Genomic DNA, 15,938 nt, shown 5'->3' with positions numbered 1-15,938 from the left:
TGACGACTTCAGGCATGGCCTATCAGCACGCCCGCGAATTTATCCCCGGCGACGCGGCTGCACAGATCTCCCCACTCGCAACCGTTGCAGGCATTACGAATCTCGCCGCTGGCGAAGTTGCGTCGCAGCTTTGTGAGAAAACTTGCATCGGGTACGAATACGGCGCCTGGCTCGATCGTTTCGCCCAAAAGCGCCGCCACGTCCGCAAGGGCGGCAGCATCCCGCTCGATGATCGACGCTTTGAAACAATGCGGCTCCTCTTCGCCGAGCAGCGGCACACAGATATCGTCGGGGCCGGAGACCAGCTTGATCTCCTCCCCTGCCGTCAGGCGTTCGGCTATGCGTCGATAGTTGTCGGTGAAGGCTGAGGTATAGCCTTTACCGACAAACGTCAGCATGCAGAGCAGATGATGGGCGCGAAGCCGAACTGTCAATTCAGCTTTACCTTGCCGCCATGGGTCTTGACCGCCTTCAGCGCGGCAGCTGCCAGAGCCGACTTCAACACCGCACCAAGGATGAAGGGGGCAACGCCAAGCAGCCATCCTCTTTCGGCACCGATCAATGCACCAAGCCACACGCCACCGATCGCAAGGCAAAGGATGTTGGCCGAGAGATGAGCGAGAAAGCTGCGAACGACGCGGTCACCGCTCCAGCCACGTTCGGCAAGCAAACCGACGAGGGCACCGATGATCGGGAACGAAGCGAGATAGCCGGCCGTCGGACCCATGAAGGGCGCGATGCCCCCTGCTCCACCGGCGAGGACCGGGAAGCCCACCATGGCTTCGCCCAACCACGCCAGAATGGTGACGGCGCCGAGGCGCCAGCCATAGAGCGCACCGATCATCGTAACCGCAAAGGTCTGCATGGTGATCGGCACCGGCACCATCGGCACGGAAATCTGCGATGCCAGCGCCAACACCAAGGTTCCTGCGAGGACAAAAACCGATTTGGCGACCAGGGATCGCTGACCGAGACGAAGCGGATCGAAGGCGGCTTCGTCGTGATGATGCAATAGGGACATGGTCTCTCCTTTTAGAAAACTATAGATAATTTTTGCTTCCCATATATTATATGGCCGAGTTTATGAAACGAGGCAAGCGACAGAGGTGAAAATCGATTTCCGGCACACAAACGCAGGAATCATCACCCACATGGAGAGAAATTAGAAGTTGCGCGCCGCCTTCGCGTGCGGAGCCATCAAGGTGCCGCCGCACCAATCTCACGTGAAGAGGCAGGAGCCACCGCATCGCAAAGCAATGCACGAGAGCGCCAATGCAGGATTATCTATAATTTTTTGGCATTTAGCCGACGATGGCGAAAGCTTCGCGAGTTGAGCCGGAGGGCGTGCGCACAGGGGCACGGCCGATCCATTGCACATGCTTCTGCAGAATGGCTGCTGCTTCATCCGTGCGCCCCTGGCGCAAGGCCGCAAGGATGGCGCGATGATCGTGATCCGTGCGTTTTTCCCAGCCGGATTGCCATGCTGAGAACAGAAAACGCGCGCTGGCGGCGTGCAGATCGTCGATGGCCGCCAATAGGCGCGCCATGCCGGAAGGCGCCAGGATTAGACGATGGAAGCGGCGGTTGGCCTCCTCCCACGCATAGACGTCGGAGGCTGCATCCCCTTCCCGCGTCGCCTCTTCGGCCGCATCCAGAATGGCCGGGGTCAGGTGCTGTGCCGCGTGCCTCAAGGCGAGGCCTTCCAGTGCGGCACGCATTTCCGCAACCTCCCGCACCTCCTTGAGATCGAAGGACGCCACGCGAACGCCGCGGCGCGGCAGATTGATCGCCAGACCCTGCGCCTCCAGCCGCCGAAACGCCTCGCGCACCGGCACATGACTGGTGCCGAACTCCTCGGCAATATGATCCTGCCGCAAACGCGCATCGGGCGCGAGCTCTCCGCGAATGATGCGGTCGGCAAGCACCCGGCTGATGCGGCTGGCAATTGTGTCGTCGCGCTCCTTGGCCATGATCGATCCTTAATGACGGGCTTGGCCGATGTCGAGCGACAAGCTGACGCCATCAAGCCTTTTGAAGCGGTCTCGACCCTTTCGATCCGTGCAGTACAGCCATGTCCGCCAATTGGTTGAGCTTTGTCGACACATCGTGTAAAGCGCGACGGTCATTTTCAGAGCCTGTTCCGAGACGCGAATGTTTTCGCCGGAACTTGCCGAACCCAGCCCACACCAAAGGCAGCAATTTTCATGAGCAATGGCTTCGACCTCATCATCTTCGACTGCGACGGCGTTCTGGTCGATTCGGAAATCATAGCGGCAGAAGTCGAATCCAAATTGCTGACCGACGCAGGCTACCCGATCAGCACCGAGGAAATGGGCGAGCGCTTCGCCGGCATGACCTGGCGCAACATTCTCTTCGAAGTCGAGCGCGAGGCGAGCATTCCACTCTCGGCGTCGCTGCTCGACAAATCGGAAAAGCTGCTCGATCTGCGGCTTGCCAACGATGTTCAGGCGATTGCAGGCGTTCCGCTTGCGCTATCGCGCCTGCCAATGCCGCGCTGCATCTGCTCGAACTCCAGCGCCGCCCGTCTCGACATGATGCTTACCAAGGTCGGCTATATCAAGCTGTTTGCGCCACACATCTATTCCGCCAAAGATCTCGGCGCCGACCGTGTGAAGCCCAAGCCGGACATTTTCCTGCATGGCGCCCAGCAGATGAATGTCAGCCCCACCAACACGATCGTCGTCGAGGATTCGATCCACGGCGTTCAGGCTGCGCGCGCCGCCGGCATGCGCGTCATCGGCTTTACCGGCGCATCGCACACCTACCCCTCGCATGCCGACAAGCTGACGGACGCCGGCGCGGAAACCGTCATCAGCCGCATGGCTGACCTGCCGGGCGTGGTCATGGCTCTGGCCGAATGGGACGGCGTGCTTTAAGGCAGCCGAAATTATCAACCAAAGAAAAGGCCCCGCCGATCGATCGGCGGGGCCTTTTCTTTTCAAATCATCACGGTGCTCTCGCAGCGCCGGGCCGGCGCCGCGATCGAAAGCCTTAGTGGCGCTTCTTGCGCACCGGCTTGTCGCCCTTTGCGGGCTTCTGCGGGCCTTGATCGAAACCGATCTGAACGATCGTGAAGCCGCCCGAGCCGCCGGCAACCTGGATATCGTTGTTCGTGAACAGGAACTGCGTCGTGGTTTCGCCTGGCGGGATCTCTGCGACGAAGTTGATCGTCTTGCTGTAGAGCGCCTTGTCGTTGTCCATGACGGCGACGTGGATTGGCAAGGTCACCTTGCCGGAGCTACCCATCGGGCCGGCAACCAGGCGCCCCTGTGCCACAACCTGAATGCCGAGGCTGGTACCGTCGGACGTGCATTGGCGCGAGGCCTGGGCGAGCGAAGCCTGATAGGCCAGCTTGCTTGCATCGTCCTTGGCGCCCTTGGCGTATATCTTGTAGACGGAGTCCTCATCGCGAATAACCGCCTGAGGGCACTTGCCGACGACATAGCCGCCGGCGTTTGTGGGGGCAGCACTCGCAGCACCTGCCTGCGGAGCGACGGTAACATCGGTTGCCGGCTGCTTATCACTGCTACCGCCGATGCCGAGGGTACTGCAACCGGTCAGCAATGCCAGAACCGAAGCGGAGAAAAGACGACGCGAAACCTTGCCAAACACTATAATTCCACCCTCTCCATATATTTCATATTATCGGCCTGCAGCCCGTCAAACGGGCCTTTTATGACACTTGGCGATGGTCTATACCAGCGGCGCAGCGAAAAATCGATTGGGTAGACACCGTTTTGGCTCACTTTTCGAGATCGACAGATCGGCATAAACCGCCGCCGGCAGGCGCCAATCCCACGCGCCTTGTGCAAACGCGAAAACCACGGGGCTGATCCGGCGCAAAAAGACAGGCCGGCACCGTTTCGTTCCTCTACTCTCTCAACCGATCACTCAGGCAATTTTGCGACCAAAGGAATCCTAGACCGTGGACTATATTTCAACCCGGGGAGAAGCCCCTGCCCTTGGCTTCTGCGACGCTCTCCTGGCTGGCCTTGCCCGTGACGGCGGGCTCTATGTTCCCCGTGAATGGCCAACCCTGACGAAGAAAGAAATTCGGGCTTTCCGCGGCAAGAGCTATCAGGACATCGCCTTTGCCGTGCTTTCGCCCTTCACCAACGGCGAGATCCCTGCCGACGTCTTCCGTGGCATGATCGATGACGCCTATGCCACCTTCCGTCATCCGGCCGTGGCGCCGCTTGTCCAGACCGGCCCGAACAGCTTCGTCATGGAGCTATTCCACGGCACGACGCTTGCCTTCAAGGATGTCGCCATGCAGTTGCTGGCGCGGCTGATGGACTATGCGCTGGAAAAGCGCGGACAGCGGGCGACCATCGTCGGCGCCACTTCGGGCGATACCGGCGGCGCTGCGATCGATGCTTTTGCCGGCCGGGAACGCACCGATATTTTCATTCTCTTCCCGCATGGCAAGGTTTCCCCGGTGCAGCAACGGCAGATGACCACGTCCACGGCGGCAAACGTCCATGCGTTGGCGGTCAAGGGCAATTTCGACGATTGCCAAAACCTCGTCAAAGCCATGTTCAACGACGCCGCCTTCCGCGACAAGGTCAGGCTTTCAGGCGTCAACTCGATCAACTGGGCGCGAATCATGGCGCAGGTGGTCTATTATTTCACGACGGCGGTTGCCCTTGGCGGCCCGGATCGTAAAATCTCCTTTACCGTGCCGACGGGCAATTTCGGCGATATCTTTGCCGGCTACGTCGCCAAGCGTATGGGCCTGCCGATCGAGCGCCTGATCATCGCCACCAACGAAAACGATATCCTCGCGCGCATGCTCAAGACCGGCCGCTATGAAATGCGCGAGGTCAAGGCAACCACGTCGCCGTCGATGGATATTCAGATTTCCTCCAACTTCGAACGGCTGTTGTTCGAGGCCAATGGGCGCGATGCTTCCAAGGTGCGGGCCGCGATGGAAAGCCTGAAGCAGTCGAATGGCTTCTCGATCAGCGAAGAGGCACTGAAGTTCATCAAGAAGGATTTCCGCGCCGGACGCACGAGCGAGAAGCAGGTGGCCGAAACCATCCGCAAGACCCTTGCCGAAACCGGCTATTTGCTCGATCCGCATACGGCAATCGGCGTCTTCGTCGCGGAAAAGAACGAGCGTCCGACGAGCCCGATGGTGACGCTTGCCACCGCCCATCCGGCAAAATTCCCTGCAGCAGTAAAATCCGCATCCGGTATTGACCCAGCGCTTCCGACGTGGCTTGCTGGTTTGATGACCAGGGAGGAGCGTTTCGAGGTTCTCGATCCGGAGCTTAAAGCTGTTGAAGGCTTTATCGGCAAACACACCCGGGCCGGCGAATAACAGACGCGGAAAGACAAGCGATGACAGTGGAGTGCACCCGGCTCGCGTCCGGGCTGACAGTAGCGACCCAATCGATGCCACACCTCGAAAGCGTGGCACTCGGCGTTTGGATCAAATCGGGCTCGCGCAACGAGACCGAAGCAGAACACGGGATCGCCCATCTGCTCGAACATATGGCGTTCAAGGGCACGGCGCGGCGCAGCGCCCGTCAGATCGCCGAGGAAATCGAGAATGTCGGCGGCGAAGTCAACGCCGCCACATCCACCGAAACCACCTCCTACTATGCCCGGGTTCTGAAAGATCACGTGCCGCTCGCGGTCGATATCCTTGCCGATATCCTGACCGAATCCGCTTTCGACGAGGAAGAGCTGGCACGCGAGAAGCAGGTTATCCTGCAGGAAATCAACGCCGCGAACGACACGCCTGACGACGTGGTCTTCGACAAGTTTTCCGAAGTCGCCTATCGCGGACAAACATTGGGGCGAGCCATTCTCGGCACGCCTGAGACCGTCGTTTCCTTTTCGCCGGCACAGATTCGTCATTACCTGGATCGCAACTACACCACGGACCGCATGTTCGTGGTGGCGGCCGGTGCGGTCGACCATGAGAGCTTCGTTCGCCAGGTCGAGGAGCGTTTCTCCAGCCTGCCGACGAAACCGTCCGCTCCGCCCATTATCGAGCCTGCTCGTTATATCGGCGGCAATATTCGCGAGACGCGCGACCTTATGGACGCGCAGATATTGCTCGGCTTCGAAGGCCGCGCCTATCACACGCGCGATTTCTACTGTTCGCAGATCCTCGCCAATATCCTCGGCGGCGGCATGTCCTCGCGACTGTTCCAGGAAGTGCGCGAGCTCCGTGGCCTCTGCTATTCGGTCTATGCCTTCCATTGGGGCTTCTCCGATACCGGCATTTTCGGCATCCATGCGGCGACAGGCGGCGAGAACTTGCCGGAGCTGGTGCCTGTGATCGTCGATGAACTGCATAAGGCGTCCCACAATATCGAGCAGCAGGAAATCGAGCGCGCACGCGCCCAGATCCGCGCGCAGCTGTTGATGGGACAGGAGAGCCCGGCCGCTCGCGCCGGCCAGGTCGCCCGGCAGATGATGCTCTACGGCCGCCCCATTCCGAACCAGGAAATGCTGGAGCGCCTGCAGGGCATCACCATCGATCGCCTCACCGATCTTGCCGGCCGGCTGTTCTTCGATACAGTACCGACGCTTTCGGCGATCGGGCCGCTGGAGCAGCTCGCACCGATGGAAGACATCGTCATGTCCCTGTCCTCACCGGCGCTCGCTTCCAAAAGCGCAAACGGCTAGGGGCATGCCGCGAGCCGATGGGTTCAATTCTCGGGGGAGTGCTTGGCGGCATGCAAAAATCAGTCTTTCGATTTCTCTCCCGTCATCCGGACGCGGTTGAACTCGAAGACGACACATATTTGCTGCGCCTGCCGCGCTACTCCGATTTCAACCAATGGCACAGGCTGAGGGCCGAAAGCAGACGCTTTCTCGAACCCTGGGAGCCGACTTGGCGGCATGACGAACTGACGGAAGGCGCCTATCGGGCGCGCATCATCAGGGGAAAGCAGGAGTACAATTCCGGCCAGGCGATCCCGCTGTTCATTTTCCTCAGGGAAAACATGACGCTGGTTGGAGGCATAACGATCGGCTATATTCGCCGCGGTGCTGCGCAGAGCTGCATGATCGGATATTGGATGGGCGAGCGCTATTCCGGTCAGGGCCACATGTTCGCCGCACTTCGGTTGGTTATACCCTATATCTTTTCCGGACTTGAGTTGCACCGTATTGAAGCAGCCTGTATTCCGGATAACGAGCGTAGCATGCGGCTTCTAGAAAAAGCCGGTTTCCAACGGGAAGGTCATTTGCGCGGTTATCTCAAAATCAACGGTCAGTGGCGCGACCATGTGATGTTCTCAAGGCTGGCAGCCGATGCCGGCCCGAACCGAAGCTACGACCAGCGATGATCGCCGGATTGATGCAGACGAGGCCGATGGCCGGGCGGCTGTGCGCCGTGTTCGCAACGCTTGCGGCCATCATGCTGCTGTTGATCGCCGGGATGGCGCAGGCAGCCGAGCCCGTGAAAATCTCGCGCGACGACACCGCTCTCGACCTGACGGCGACGACCGAGATCTATACCAACCAGGGCGAAGCCTTTCAGGTTTCGACGGCCGCCGGCACCGACGGCATCAGGCGACGCATCGAGGTCAGATCTTCGTCTCCGAATCATCAGGGTGACTGGGCGGTTTTCGCGCTTGCCAACGTCTCCGAAGAGCAGCTTGAGCGCGTCATCGTCGCTCCGCATTTCCGCCTGGTGAATTCGAAGGTCTTCTGGCCCGATCTGGGCTCGCAACGCATCGTCGCGATCACGCCGAGCGAAGGCTTTGCGCTCGATCGGCAGCCAAGCGACGAAGCGGACGTTTTCCGCATCACGCTGAACCCAGGCGCGGTCGTTACCTTCGTTGCCGAACTTTCGTCTCCCAATTTGCCGCAGCTCTATCTGTGGGAACCCAACGCCTACAAGGACACGGTCAACGCCTTCACGCTCTATCGCGGCATCGTGCTCGGCATTGCCGGCCTGCTGGCGGTGTTCCTGACCATCCTTTTCGTGGTCAAGGGAACATCGATGCTGCCGGCAACCGCGGCCCTTGCCTGGGCGGTGCTCGGCTATATCTGCGTCGACTTCGGCTTCCTCGGCAAGCTCATCAGCATCACCTCCAGCGACCAGCGAATATGGCGCGCCTGCGCGGAGGTGGCGCTCGCGTCGAGTTTGGTGATCTTCCTGTTCACCTATCTCAATCTCAATCGCTGGCATGCGCATCTCGGCTATGTGACGCTCGCCTGGGTTCTTGGCCTTGCACTCCTCTTCGGCGTGGCGATCTACGATCCGTCGATTGCGGCCGGCATTGCGCGGCTGTCGCTCGCACTGACGGCAACGGCCGGCCTGCTGCTCATCATCTACCTCGGCTTCAGCCGTTATGACCGTGCAATCCTGCTCGTGCCCGCCTGGGCGCTGATCCTCGTCTGGCTATTCGGAGCCTGGATGACGGTCATGGGCAAGCTCGACAACGATATCATCCAGCCGGCCCTCGGCGGCGGCCTGGTGCTGATCGTCCTGCTGATCGGCTTCACCGTCATGCAGCACGCCTTTGCCGGCGGTGCTTTCCAGCAAGGCCTGTTTTCGGATCTGGAGCGACAATCCCTGGCCCTGACCGGTTCCGGCGATACCGTCTGGGATTGGGACGTGGCCCGCGATCGCGTCGTAACCACGCCCGATATCTCGATGAAGCTCGGCCTTTCGCCCGGCAGCATGCATGGCGCTGCGCGCAACTGGCTGCCGCGACTGCATCCCGACGACCGCGACCGCTTCCGAGCGACGCTCGACGTGCTGCTGGAACATCGACGCGGCAGGCTGAACCACGAATTCCGCATTCGCGCCGAGGATGGACATTTCCATTGGCTGTCGATCCGCGCCCGGCCAGTGCTCGGCTCCAACGGCGAGATCATTCGCTGCGTCGGCACCATCGTTGATATCACCGAGCAGAAGAATTCGATCGAGCGGCTGCTGCATGACGCCGTGCACGATAATCTCACCGGATTGCCGAACCGCCAGGTTTTCCTCGACCGTCTCCAGTCCGTGCTGACACTCGCGTCTGAGGGCAATCAGCTCAGACCGACGGTCATGGTGATCGACATCGATCGCTATAAGCTCGTCAACGATACCCTTGGTTTTGCCGCGGGCGACAATATCCTCATCGCGCTGACCCGGCGTCTTCGCCGCCTGATGAAACCGCAGGATACGCTTGCCCGCCTTTCGGGCGACCAGTTCGGCCTCATCCTCGTATCCGAGCGCGATCCGGCCAAGGTCGCCGATTTTGCCGATGCGATCAGCAAAGCGATCATGGTGCCGATCAACTTCGCCAACCGCGAAATCATCCTGACCGCATCGGTCGGCCTGACCTCATGGGTCGACCAGCAGGAAAACGCAGCCGGCATGCTCAGTGACGCCGAACTTGCCATGTACCGCGCCAAGCGCGCCGGCGGCAACCGCGTCGAGCCTTTCCAGCCTGCCTTCCGCAGCTTCGGCACTGATCGCCTGCAGCTTGAAACCGACCTGCGTCGTGCTGTCGAGCGCAAGGAGCTCTCGCTCGTCTACCAGCCCATCGTCCGACTGGAAGATGCAGAGGTGGCAGGCTTCGAAGCGCTGATGCGCTGGGAGCATCCGAAGCGCGGCAATATTCCGCCCACGGAATTCATCCCGATCGCAGAGGCTTCCGACATTATCGGGCCGCTCGGCATGTTTGCGCTGGAGCAGGCGACCAATGACCTGAAGGCGTGGCAACGACAGACCGGCGACCTGCCATTGTTCGTTTCCATCAACCTTTCCAGCGTGCAACTGCTCAACAATGAACTTTACGACGATATCCGCGCCCTGCTCGCCAAGACCCATTGCGATCCACACCGGATCAAACTGGAGCTGACGGAATCGCAGGTGATGGAAAATCCGGAACAGGCGCGCCTCGTGCTCGACAAGCTGCGCGACGCCGGCATTGGCTTGGCGCTCGACGACTTCGGCACCGGTTATTCCTCGCTTGCCTATCTCACGCGCTTCCCCTTCGACACCATCAAGCTCGACAAGGCTATGGTGCGAGACGAGAGCGATAAGAAGGCCGTGCTGCTCCGCTCCGTCATCTCCATGGCGCGCGAACTCAACATGCGGGTCGTCGCCGAGGGCATCGAATCGGAAGAGGACGCGCTGGAACTCGCCAAGATCGGCTGCACCTACGGTCAGAGCTTCATCTTCGGTCCGCCAATGGGGTCGGATTCGGTGATCAGGCTGCTCAAGGAACGCTTTCCGCTGACGAAGCGCGCCTAAAATAGCGCCCCCGCTCTGAGGCGCGTTGCGATTTCTAAGATTCGCTTCCCGCGCTTTCGATCAGTCGCCGGATATAATCCAGCTTTGCGACCACCGGCGGGGAAAGGATAAAGGGGTAGGAATCCGGCTGCCCCATGCTGCGCTGGATGGAATTGATCGCAACGCTCAAGGGGATCCAGGCGCTGACAAGCTGGTCTGCGCTCTCAGCCTTGTAGGGGTTGAAGTCAACTTCCGCCGCCATGTCGTGATAGCGCTGCGGATCGATCGCCAGCCCGAAAGAGCGAGCCGTCTCCAGCGTATCCACGATATGCAGGTAATGCGCGAAGCATTCGGCAAAATCTTCCCAGGGATGGGAGCTGGCATAGGCACTGATGAAGCTTTCCTGCCAGTCCACAGGCGGACCGTTGTCGTAATGAGCCTGAAGTGCTGCGCCATAATCGGCGCGCTCATCGCCGAAGACGGCGCGAAAGGCGTCGAACTGACCACGGTCGCGCACGAGCTTGTCCCAGATGAAATGACCGGTCTCGTGTCTGAAGTGCCCCAGCAGCGTGCGATAGGGCTCGTTCATCGAGGTGCGCGCCTGCTCGCGTGTCACATCATCGGCCTCTGCGGCACGAATGGCAATCAATCCGTCTTCGTGGCCGGTCATGGCGGGAATGACGGTATTGCCCTGCATTTCATCTTCGAGGAAGTCGAACACCAACCCGCCTTGAGGATCCTCCGTCCGGTCGGGATGCGGCAGCTTCCAGCGCAGCAGAGAGTAGAACAGATGGCGTTGCGCCTGCCCGATGCGCCTCCAGCGATTTATCCCCTGCTCCGTGCCCGTATTCGGCACGAGACGATTGTGGCGGCAGGCGACGCAATAGGAGTTAGAATCATCCGCATCAATCAGCCAGTTGCAAATGTCGAGTTCGGCATTGGCGCAGAAACGGACATGTCGCGCCGCCTCGGAAACCAGATGCCAACTCGGGCCTTCATCCGGCTCCAGCGCATAGATTGCCAGACGATCCGGGACGAAGCCGAGCTGATGGCCACAACGGACACATTGCCTATTGTCGAAATGGACGGGTTGGCCGCAATGATCGCAGGTGAAAAGCCGCATGAACTCCTCGGAAAAGGTGGATTGGCCCAAGATAAAGAGCCTGCCACGTTTCCGTAACAGGCTCTTCCTCCCAACATCGCTGCTACAACGTCAATTCAAACGGAACAGCGAGCACATATTGGCTAGCAATCAGTCGATCACATACGATCGACGGCGCCCTTGACCTTGTCTTTGGCCTTACCAACGGCAGACTGCACCTTGCCCTTGGCTTCCTGGGCGGCACCTTCGGCGCGCATCCTCTTGTCATCGGTTGCCTTGCCGACGACCTGCTTGGCCTTGCCGGCGATTTCGTTCACCTTGCCCGTAACCTTATCGGTCGTGCTGCTCATGTGTAGCGCCTCCTTGGCTGGCACGGCTCTATTGCCGTTGCTCTGTCAGGGTAACGCCACGAGCGCTATTTCGTTCCGAAATAGTGCCGATCGTCTCAGCTATGGCCGGCGTGCGGCGACAGCATTGCGGCATTGATGCCCATCAAGGCAAGGGCACGCTCATACTTGTCGTCGAGGCTGCGGTCGAAGATCAGCTCTTCGTTTGCCGGGCAGTTCAGCCAGCCATTGTTGCCGATCTCCGCCTCCAGCTGGCCTGCTCCCCAGCCGGCATAGCCGAGCAGCATCGTGGCTCGTTTCGGCCCGCTTCCTTTGGAGATGGCTCGCACGATGTCGAGCGTCGCCGTCAAGCTGATATCATCGCTGACCGGAATGCTGCTGTCGCTGAGGTAATCGTCGGAATGGAGGACAAAGCCCCGGCCGCTTTCGACCGGCCCCCCGGTCTGGATCGGGAAATTCCGTGCGTCCGCCGGGAGGACGATGGCATCGTCATCCTTGATCATATCCAGATGCAGAAGAACATCCGTAAACGTCAGCTTCTGAGGTCGATTAATGACGAAGCCCATGGCCCCGGCATCGGAATGAGCGCAAATGTAAATGACCGTCCGGTTGAAGTTCCTATCCTCCATGCCGGGCATGGCGATCAGGAACTGACCGTCGAGCAAACCTCTTTCGCGTTTATTCTTCAGCGTCGATAGGGACATCGTGCCTCCTGACCGCAGTCCATAGCTGCACCGCTAAAAAAGCAAGATGGGGCAATGTCATAAATCAATCAACTGAAAATGATCATTTCTTTTTTAGGCGGTGCTGGCTCCATGCCGCCCGATCCGCTAAATCCTCATTCCATGACCGGATCAGCCACCCTCTCCCGCCTGTCGGCACTATCCGCCGGCGCATTTGCCACCATTCTTTGCATCGGCTCTGCCGCCCATGCCGCGACAAGCGAATGGGCGGACAATCAAGGCGGCCGCATGCGCCTTGTGGCGCTGGCACCCGATGCAGAGGGCCATATCCGTGCCGCTCTGCAGATCGAACCGCAACCCGGCTGGATCACCTATTGGCGTGAACCGGGCCAGAGCGGGATTCCGCCGCAAGTGACCCTTGCGCCCGAGAGCGGCGTGACGCTGGAAAAAGCCAGCTATCCGATACCGAAGCAGATCGTCGTCGGGAACATACATGAGATCGGCTACGATGCTCCCGTGACATTGCCGCTCGATTTCCGCGTCGCGGGCAAGGCGCCGGCCAAGTTGGAGCTGACCGCCTTCATCGGTCTTTGCAAGGATATCTGCATCCCCTTCCAGGCGGACTATTCTCTGCCGCTACCGGCAGGCGAACAGCCGACGACACATGAGTTGGCTCTGCTGGATGCCGCGAAGGCTTTGCTGCCGCAAACGCCGTCCTCCGATTTCGCCGTTCAGGGCCACAGCCTCTCCGCGGATTCGAAAAACCTGACGCTGCGCCTCACCCTGCCGGAAACAACCGGAAATGCTCCGGCGATCTATGTCACCGGCCCGGCAGGTTACGTGTTCTTCCAGCAGGCGAATACCAAGCGGGAAGGCAACGCCTATTCGGCCGATATCGAGATCGGCAAGCTGCCGAAGAATTACGACATCAAGGGCAAGACCTGGGGCGTTCTGGCCGTCGACGGCGATCGCGCCATCGAAACCACCCTTGCGTTCGAATAGGCCCGACCTATAGTTCTGCCCGACAATTTCGCCCCATCGAAGGCGGTTCAAACGCCTCGAAACCATGCCCCAAGGAGAGAGCCATGACCATCGCAATCGGTGATAAACTACCCGCCGCCACCTTCAAAGAAAAGACCGCGGACGGCCCGGTCGAAATCAGCACCGAGCAGCTCTTCGCCGGCAAGCGCGTCGTGCTCTTTGCCGTTCCCGGCGCATTTACCCCGACCTGTTCGCTCAACCATCTGCCGGGCTATCTGGAAAACCGGGACGCCATTCTTGCAAAGGGTGTCGATGACATCGCCGTCATCGCAGTCAACGACTGGCACGTCATGGGCGCCTGGGCGCAATCGTCGGGCGGCATGGGCAAGATCCATTTCCTCGCCGATTGGGACGCTTCCTTCGCGAAGGCGCTTGGCCTCGATATCGACCTTTCCGCTGGGGGCCTCGGCGTCCGCTCGAAGCGCTACTCCATGCTGGTGGAAGACGGCGTGGTAAAAACGCTCAACATCGAGGAGAGCCCGGGCCAGGCAACGGTTTCGGGCGCTGCGGCGATGATCGAGCAGCTCTAAAGCCAATTCCGGTCAGAGATGAAAGGGCGCCTCAATGGCGCCCTTTGTTGTTTTGCCTGCCTGCGAGAACTTCAATGGCTCCAACCGGGCCACGGCGCGTGCAATCCCCCCGCTTGAATTCCTCCGCGCCGGCGCCAGCCACAGCTATTCTGGCCACCGCCTCTTTTTCGCCGCATTTCATCGGCTACTAGATGTAATGTTATTACATAAATGAAAGCCCCCCTGAATGCCGTTCGATCGTGATCCATTCGCACCCTCCCTGATGGGGCGTTCCGCCCTGGTGCGGCTTGCCTATGTGGCGGTCGGCATTGTGGTACTTTGGGCAGCCATCGGCTGGGCGGTGGCTCTGGCATGAACGACCTGATTCGACTCGACAACGTCACCGTGACCTATGAGCGACATCCCGCCGTGCATCACATTAGCGGTGCCTTCCGGGCCGGCAGCCTCACGGCGATCGCCGGGCCAAATGGTGCGGGTAAATCGACGCTGCTGAAGGCAATGGTTGGCGAATTGCGGCCGGCGGAAGGTTCGATCGATCGCGGTGCGTTGACGCGTAACGATTTCGGCTATCTGCCGCAGGCGGCTGATATAAACCGCCGCTTTCCGATTTCCGTCGCCGATACGGTCATGCTCGGAGCTTGGAAAAATACCGGCGCCTTCGGCGAGGTCTCACGCAAGGATGCGGAACGCGCTCGCGACGCACTCGCCGTCGTCGGCCTCTCCGGCTTCGAAAGCAGGCATATCGGCTCGCTCTCCGCCGGACAGTTCCAGCGCGTGCTCTTCGCGAGACTGTTGTTGCAAGACGCTCGCGTCATCCTGCTCGACGAACCATTCACCGCCATCGACCAGCGCACGACGCGCGACCTGCTTGATCTCGTTCTGCGCTGGAACAAGGAGGGGCGTACCGTCATCGCCGTACTGCATGATTTCGATCAGGTGCGCGCGCATTTTCCCGAAACACTGCTGATTGCCCGCGAGCTTGTCGGCTGGGGACGGACGCAGGATGTCATGAATTCGGCGAACCTTATCAAGGCACGCGCCATGGCCGAGCGTTGGGACGAAGGCGCCGAAGCGTGCCTGCCGGACGATGAACACGCGGCAGACGGCCACGCGAGGCAGGAGCCGGCCCAATGACCATCTACGATATCTTCATCGCGCCATTCGCGGATTATGGCTTCATGCGGCGTGCGCTGATCGCCTGTCTCTGCCTCGGCCTCGGTTCCGGCCCGATCGGCGTCTTCCTGATGCTCCGGCGCATGAGCCTGATGGGGGATGCCATGAGCCATGCCGTGCTGCCGGGTGCTGCCATCGGCTATCTCATTGCCGGCTCCTTATCGTTGACGGCCATGGGGCTTGGCGGGCTGGTGGCGGGTCTCTCGGTGGCGCTCCTTTCCGGCCTCGTCAGCCGCATGACCGTACTGCAGGAGGATGCGAGCTTTGCCAGCTTCTACCTGACATCCCTCGCGCTCGGCGTCCTCATCGTCTCGTTGCGCGGCTCTAATATCGATCTGCTGCATGTGCTCTTCGGCACCATCCTGGCGATAGATGCGCCTGCCCTCTACCAGATCGGTGCTATCACCACCGTCACGCTCCTAGCTCTCGCCATCATCTACCGGCCGCTGGTCATGGAATGCTTCGACCCCGGTTTTCTGCGTGCCGTCGGCGGCCGTGGGCCAATCTATCACTTCCTGTTTCTGCTGCTCGTCGTGCTCAATCTCGTCGCCAGCTTCCAGGCGCTCGGCACGCTGATGGCCGTGGGGCTGATGATGCTACCTGCTGCCGTGGCGCAGCTCTGGTCGCGCAGCCTGCCTGCGATGATGTGGATTGCGACGGGAACGGCGGCAATATCGGGCTATGTCGGCCTCATTGCCTCCTATCATCTCGAATTCGCCTCCGGCCCGACCATCATCATCACGGCGAGCCTGATCTATGGCTTCTCCATTCTCTTCGCACCCTCGGGCCTTGCCCGACGGTTCTTCCCCCGTCCCCATCTCCGGGGCTAATTCGAACAAGGAGACT

General features: G+C 60.3%; 17 protein-coding genes. 10 read left to right on the top strand and 7 right to left on the bottom strand.

The features are described from left to right. Positions 1-8 precede the first annotated feature (8 nt). The 3 genes from ACIQJ2_RS16480 to ACIQJ2_RS16470 form a co-directional block, all read right to left on the bottom strand. Positions 9-434, bottom strand: a complete 426-nt coding sequence (locus tag ACIQJ2_RS16480; RefSeq protein ID WP_400667448.1) for a DUF1284 domain-containing protein — start codon at positions 432-434, stop codon at positions 9-11. Continuing rightward, the gene (locus tag ACIQJ2_RS16475; protein ID WP_400667450.1) at positions 431-1,021 is read right to left on the bottom strand and encodes a biotin transporter BioY; all 591 of its coding nucleotides are present in this window, start codon (positions 1,019-1,021) and stop codon (positions 431-433) included. Before ACIQJ2_RS16475 ends, ACIQJ2_RS16480 begins: the two co-directional genes overlap by 4 nt. A 280-nt stretch (positions 1,022-1,301) precedes the next feature. Further along, positions 1,302-1,970 (bottom strand): GntR family transcriptional regulator, encoded by a 669-nt coding sequence (locus ACIQJ2_RS16470; protein ID WP_199145087.1) that lies wholly within the window; start codon positions 1,968-1,970, stop codon positions 1,302-1,304. 234 nt (positions 1,971-2,204) lie between these two features. Between ACIQJ2_RS16470 and ACIQJ2_RS16465 the strand changes: the two genes are divergently transcribed. Further along, positions 2,205-2,897 carry an HAD-IA family hydrolase gene (locus ACIQJ2_RS16465; protein ID WP_400667452.1) on the top strand — a complete coding sequence of 231 codons (693 nt, stop codon included), beginning with the start codon at positions 2,205-2,207 and terminating at the stop codon, positions 2,895-2,897. Positions 2,898-3,012: 115 nt separating this feature from the next. On the opposite strand, the gene ACIQJ2_RS16460 is transcribed toward ACIQJ2_RS16465, so the two are convergent. Continuing rightward, positions 3,013-3,633: a hypothetical protein gene (locus ACIQJ2_RS16460; RefSeq protein WP_199145089.1), complete on the bottom strand. Its 621-nt coding sequence runs from the start codon at positions 3,631-3,633 to the stop codon at positions 3,013-3,015. Positions 3,634-3,946: 313 nt separating this feature from the next. Between ACIQJ2_RS16460 and thrC the strand changes: the two genes are divergently transcribed. The 4 genes from thrC to ACIQJ2_RS16440 are packed head-to-tail and all read left to right on the top strand — an operon-like array spanning position 3,947 to position 10,237. Then, positions 3,947-5,344, top strand: a complete 1,398-nt coding sequence (gene thrC, locus ACIQJ2_RS16455) for a threonine synthase (protein ID WP_400667454.1) — start codon at positions 3,947-3,949, stop codon at positions 5,342-5,344. A 20-nt stretch (positions 5,345-5,364) separates the two neighbouring features. After that, positions 5,365-6,663 carry a pitrilysin family protein gene (locus ACIQJ2_RS16450; protein ID WP_199145092.1) on the top strand — a complete coding sequence of 433 codons (1,299 nt, stop codon included), beginning with the start codon at positions 5,365-5,367 and terminating at the stop codon, positions 6,661-6,663. 50 nt (positions 6,664-6,713) lie between these two features. Beyond that, complete coding sequence (locus ACIQJ2_RS16445) at positions 6,714-7,328, top strand: GNAT family N-acetyltransferase (protein ID WP_199145095.1); 615 nt, start codon at positions 6,714-6,716, stop codon at positions 7,326-7,328. Then, positions 7,325-10,237 carry an EAL domain-containing protein gene (locus tag ACIQJ2_RS16440; RefSeq protein WP_400667457.1) on the top strand — a complete coding sequence of 971 codons (2,913 nt, stop codon included), beginning with the start codon at positions 7,325-7,327 and terminating at the stop codon, positions 10,235-10,237. Before ACIQJ2_RS16445 ends, ACIQJ2_RS16440 begins: the two co-directional genes overlap by 4 nt. A gap of 34 nt (positions 10,238-10,271) precedes the next feature. Here ACIQJ2_RS16440 and ACIQJ2_RS16435 read toward each other — a convergent pair whose 3' ends face one another. The 3 genes from ACIQJ2_RS16435 to ACIQJ2_RS16425 form a co-directional block, all read right to left on the bottom strand. Then, complete coding sequence (locus tag ACIQJ2_RS16435) at positions 10,272-11,339, bottom strand: putative zinc-binding metallopeptidase (RefSeq protein WP_400667459.1); 1,068 nt, start codon at positions 11,337-11,339, stop codon at positions 10,272-10,274. A 137-nt stretch (positions 11,340-11,476) separates the two neighbouring features. Continuing rightward, positions 11,477-11,668 carry a CsbD family protein gene (locus ACIQJ2_RS16430; protein WP_199145099.1) on the bottom strand — a complete coding sequence of 64 codons (192 nt, stop codon included), beginning with the start codon at positions 11,666-11,668 and terminating at the stop codon, positions 11,477-11,479. A gap of 95 nt (positions 11,669-11,763) precedes the next feature. After that, a complete protein-coding gene (locus ACIQJ2_RS16425) occupies positions 11,764-12,369 on the bottom strand; it encodes a YqgE/AlgH family protein (RefSeq protein ID WP_199145101.1) in 606 nt (201 codons plus the stop codon). A gap of 141 nt (positions 12,370-12,510) precedes the next feature. Here ACIQJ2_RS16425 and ACIQJ2_RS16420 point away from each other — a divergent pair, with 141 nt between their 5' ends. The 5 genes from ACIQJ2_RS16420 to ACIQJ2_RS16400 all read left to right on the top strand — a co-directional run bounded on the left by ACIQJ2_RS16420 (position 12,511) and on the right by ACIQJ2_RS16400 (position 15,922). Next, positions 12,511-13,350 (top strand): protein-disulfide reductase DsbD domain-containing protein, encoded by an 840-nt coding sequence (locus ACIQJ2_RS16420; protein WP_199145103.1) that lies wholly within the window; start codon positions 12,511-12,513, stop codon positions 13,348-13,350. A gap of 83 nt (positions 13,351-13,433) precedes the next feature. Beyond that, positions 13,434-13,919 carry a peroxiredoxin gene (locus ACIQJ2_RS16415; protein ID WP_400667462.1) on the top strand — a complete coding sequence of 162 codons (486 nt, stop codon included), beginning with the start codon at positions 13,434-13,436 and terminating at the stop codon, positions 13,917-13,919. Between the two features lie 226 nt (positions 13,920-14,145). Further along, complete coding sequence (locus ACIQJ2_RS16410; RefSeq protein WP_281436227.1) at positions 14,146-14,274, top strand: hypothetical protein; 129 nt, start codon at positions 14,146-14,148, stop codon at positions 14,272-14,274. Then, positions 14,271-15,053 carry a metal ABC transporter ATP-binding protein gene (locus ACIQJ2_RS16405; RefSeq protein WP_400667464.1) on the top strand — a complete coding sequence of 261 codons (783 nt, stop codon included), beginning with the start codon at positions 14,271-14,273 and terminating at the stop codon, positions 15,051-15,053. Before ACIQJ2_RS16410 ends, ACIQJ2_RS16405 begins: the two co-directional genes overlap by 4 nt. Next, on the top strand, positions 15,050-15,922 hold the full coding sequence (locus ACIQJ2_RS16400) for a metal ABC transporter permease (protein WP_400667466.1): 873 nt from the start codon (positions 15,050-15,052) through the stop codon (positions 15,920-15,922). Before ACIQJ2_RS16405 ends, ACIQJ2_RS16400 begins: the two co-directional genes overlap by 4 nt. Positions 15,923-15,938: the final 16 nt, after the last annotated feature.

The organism is Rhizobium sp. NPDC092011 (assembly GCF_044756305.1).
GTDB lineage: Bacteria > Pseudomonadota > Alphaproteobacteria > Rhizobiales > Rhizobiaceae > Rhizobium.
The sequence above is the reverse complement of the archived record's forward strand: the minus strand, read 5'-3'. Positions and strand labels throughout refer to the sequence as shown.